Origin of the sequence: Pseudomonas sp. CG7 (assembly GCF_023701885.1) — a bacterium.
Classification (GTDB): Bacteria; Pseudomonadota; Gammaproteobacteria; order Pseudomonadales; family Pseudomonadaceae; genus Aquipseudomonas; species Aquipseudomonas zanjanensis.
Genome location: NZ_JABAEE010000014.1, coordinates 96,063 through 99,271 on the forward strand (window position 1 = coordinate 96,063; position 3,209 = coordinate 99,271).

General features: G+C 54.3%; 4 protein-coding genes and 3 tRNA genes. All 7 read right to left on the minus strand.

Annotated features, from left to right (window positions below):
- Positions 1 to 377 (minus strand): GTP-binding protein (locus HGO40_RS08605; protein ID WP_170846015.1); only part of this gene is annotated, 377 nt, incomplete at its 3' end.
- Between the two features lie 84 nt (positions 378 to 461).
- A tRNA-Thr gene (locus HGO40_RS08610) sits at positions 462 to 537 on the minus strand.
- 26 nt (positions 538 to 563) lie between these two features.
- Positions 564 to 637: transfer RNA gene (locus HGO40_RS08615), tRNA-Gly, on the minus strand.
- Positions 638 to 661: 24 nt separating this feature from the next.
- Positions 662 to 746 (minus strand) — tRNA-Tyr (locus tag HGO40_RS08620).
- Positions 747 to 888: 142 nt separating this feature from the next.
- The gene (locus tag HGO40_RS08625) at positions 889 to 1,344 is read right to left on the minus strand and encodes a hypothetical protein (protein WP_250962647.1); all 456 of its coding nucleotides are present in this window, start codon (positions 1,342 to 1,344) and stop codon (positions 889 to 891) included.
- A 7-nt stretch (positions 1,345 to 1,351) separates the two neighbouring features.
- Positions 1,352 to 2,101, minus strand: coding sequence for a pantothenate kinase (locus HGO40_RS08630; protein WP_250962648.1), 750 nt, complete (start codon positions 2,099 to 2,101; stop codon positions 1,352 to 1,354).
- The gene (gene birA, locus HGO40_RS08635; RefSeq protein WP_250962649.1) at positions 2,091 to 3,047 is read right to left on the minus strand and encodes a bifunctional biotin--[acetyl-CoA-carboxylase] ligase/biotin operon repressor BirA; all 957 of its coding nucleotides are present in this window, start codon (positions 3,045 to 3,047) and stop codon (positions 2,091 to 2,093) included. The genes HGO40_RS08630 and birA overlap by 11 nt, the downstream gene beginning before the upstream one ends.
- Between the last annotated feature and the right edge of the window lie 162 nt (positions 3,048 to 3,209).

Genomic DNA, 3,209 nt, shown 5'->3' on the forward strand with positions numbered 1-3,209 from the left:
ACCTGACGGGACAGCAGGATGTGCTCACGGGTTTGCGGCATCGGACCATCAGCGGCCGAGCAAACCAGGATCGCGCCATCCATCTGGGCAGCACCGGTGATCATGTTTTTTACGTAGTCGGCGTGACCTGGGCAGTCAACGTGTGCGTAGTGACGCACGGCCGAATCGTATTCAACGTGAGCGGTGTTGATGGTGATACCGCGAGCTTTCTCTTCCGGGGCGCTGTCGATCTTGTCGAAGTCAACCTTGGCCGAACCGAAAACTTCGGAGCAGACGCGGGTCAGAGCAGCGGTCAGCGTGGTCTTACCGTGGTCAACGTGACCAATGGTACCGACGTTGACGTGCGGCTTATTACGTTCGAACTTTTCCTTAGCCATCGAAATCACCCCTAGGAGAAGAATTTAGCGAGTCACACAAGCCATTAAAACAAAGGCAGATATTTGCATATCTGCCTTGTTATATGGAGCTCTTGAGCGGATTTGAACCGCTGACCTCACCCTTACCAAGGGTGTGCTCTACCAACTGAGCTACAAGAGCGAAACACTTTGCACAACCTGCAAACTTGGAGCGGGTAGCGGGAATCGAACCCGCATCATCAGCTTGGAAGGCTGAGGTTCTACCACTAAACTATACCCGCGGAGCTTGCAGCTCACGCTAAAAATGGTGGAGGGGGAAGGATTCGAACCTTCGAAGTCGTAGACGTCAGATTTACAGTCTGATCCCTTTGGCCGCTCGGGATCCCCTCCTAAGCGAGCCGGCATTCTATATCATGCCAGCCTTCTGTCAAGCATTTTCTCATTAAAAACCTGAGGTTAGCTGCGTTGACGTCGCTTCGTACCGCTTACCTTTAAAGGTCTTCGCTGCGAAGCGGGCGCCATTCTATGCAAACTACCCTGCGGGTGCAACCCCCTCGCACGGCATTATTTTATGTTTTAACTCATTGAATTCTTTAGAAAGGTTTTGAAGCAGCGTTTCATTCACCTTTCCCGCGCTTTCCTGGGAAACTTGAACCCAGAACCCTCCACCCTCAGGAGCGCTCTGAGAGCCCGACGCCACGAAGCGACCCAGGACACTCGAAGCCGCCAAACGCTGCTCCAACTGCCTGGCCAGCTCCGGACGGGAAAAACCACCCAGGTAGACACAGGTTTGGGATACCTCACCGGACTTGGCTGAATCGCGCCTGACAAGGGCGTCCGCCGTTTCGCTCAAGAGATGGATATCCTGTTGCGAACCGCGATACAAACTCAGCGGCGTGACATCCTTGGCGCGAAGCGGAGCCTCCTGCTGATGCCAGATGTAATAAAAGACATTCAAAACCAGCAATAACAGAAACAGCCACCGCATAAAGACCTCAAGACAAAGGGCAGGCCATCGCCAAGCCAACAAAAACCAGGTCAGGCACCACCCTGGCATCTGGAACGACCCCGGAAACCAGATTGGCATCTCCTCCTGTAAGAAACACCACGAATTCCTTTCCCCAATATTGCCGCGCCAATTCAAGCTGAGTCAGGACGAACCCCCTGAGCATCAGCATGCAACCGCGCTCAACCGCCTCGACGGTCGCACGACCTGGAGCGAGACTCTCATGGGCTCGCTCGGCCGCTATATCGTCATAGCGAATTTTTCGTGTGTGGGTACGCAATTGATTACGCATTAGCGGCATGCCAGGACGAATGAATCCGCCGAGATGCTCGCCATCCGCCGCCACGAAATCAGCAGTAACTGCAGTACCAAAATCAAGAACCAGGCATGCCCCCGAAGCGAGATGAAAACCGCCGAGCAAGGCCAGCCATCGATCGAGGCCTAGCCGCTCGTAATCTTCGTAGCCGTTTTTCACACCTGCCATTTCCCGGGCGGGCACAGCACGAACCACCGACACCCCGAACAGGTCAACCAGCGAAGCGACCAGTGAGTCCGTCTCCGCCAAGGTCCTGACGCGAACAAGACGACACTTTCTGAGCTGGAATTTCCCTCCATCACTCAGGCTCGCCAGCAGATCGTCGTCACAGCTGACCACGCCCCCCTCGACCGGCGTTATCCCGTCAGCACGAAGAACACGCCATTTGATAAAGCTGTTGCCGCAGTCAAGCTCAAGAATCATCACGCAACCTCAAACTGAGCTCACCACCGCTAAAGTTCTTTTCCACACCATCTACCTTCAAACGCAGCGCACCCTGGTGATCAATGCCCAGCACAATGCCGTCAATTTTATTAACACCTGCAATCAGAGATACAGCTCGGCCTTGCCAAAGGTGGTACTGCTCCCATTCCGACTGGATCGCAGTAAACCCCGATGCATGATGACGCTCCAGATACTGCTGTAGCTTCGCACCCAATCGCGCCACCAGCTCATTCCGATCGAAATCCCTGCCCGCCTCAAGGCACATGGACGTCCACTGCTGATCGACCTCATCAGTTGCTTGCATGTTCACATTAACCCCTACGCCCAGGACGACATGGCAAACATCAGCAGGATCTCCAACCAATTCAAGCAGAATGCCCGCAATCTTTTTCTCACCCACCAGGACATCATTGGGCCATTTCAGTCCTGCCCCCGCGATGCCCATGTCGCGCAAGACATGCATGACAGCGAGCCCGACAACCAGACTCAGACCTTCAATTTGTCGCATGCCGCCGTCAATGCGTAACACCAGGCTGTGATAGAGATTTTCAGCAAAGGGACTGACCCACTTACGACCACGACGACCGCGCCCCGCTATCTGTCGCTCGGCCAAAACCAAGAACGGTGCTGCTCCGCCACGTTCAATGCAACGCAGCGCCTCGGCGTTAGTGGAGTCGATAGAGTCAAATATATGGACAGGCCACTCAGGAAGGCCTTTTGCGCGGATTTCTGCCGCATCCAAAAGCAATAGGGGCTTCGCCAATTGATACCCCCTACCTCGAACTTTATGCACAGACAATCCTAAATCCGCCTCCAAGTGCTGTAGCTGCTTCCATACAGCACTGCGACTGATACCCAGTGCAATACCCAGCGCCTGCCCCGAATGAAAGCGGCCATCCTTCAGAAGTTTTAGCAACGTGAGCATGCGGACTGCGCCCTGATAATGAGGCCCGCATGATAGCCATGCGCAAGACGGTTGCATAGAAACACAAAATGACTTTCCTGCGGGCAAAACAAAACCCCTACCTGCATCAGCAGATAGGGGTTTCGGAATTTAATCTTGACGATGACCTACTCTCACATGGGG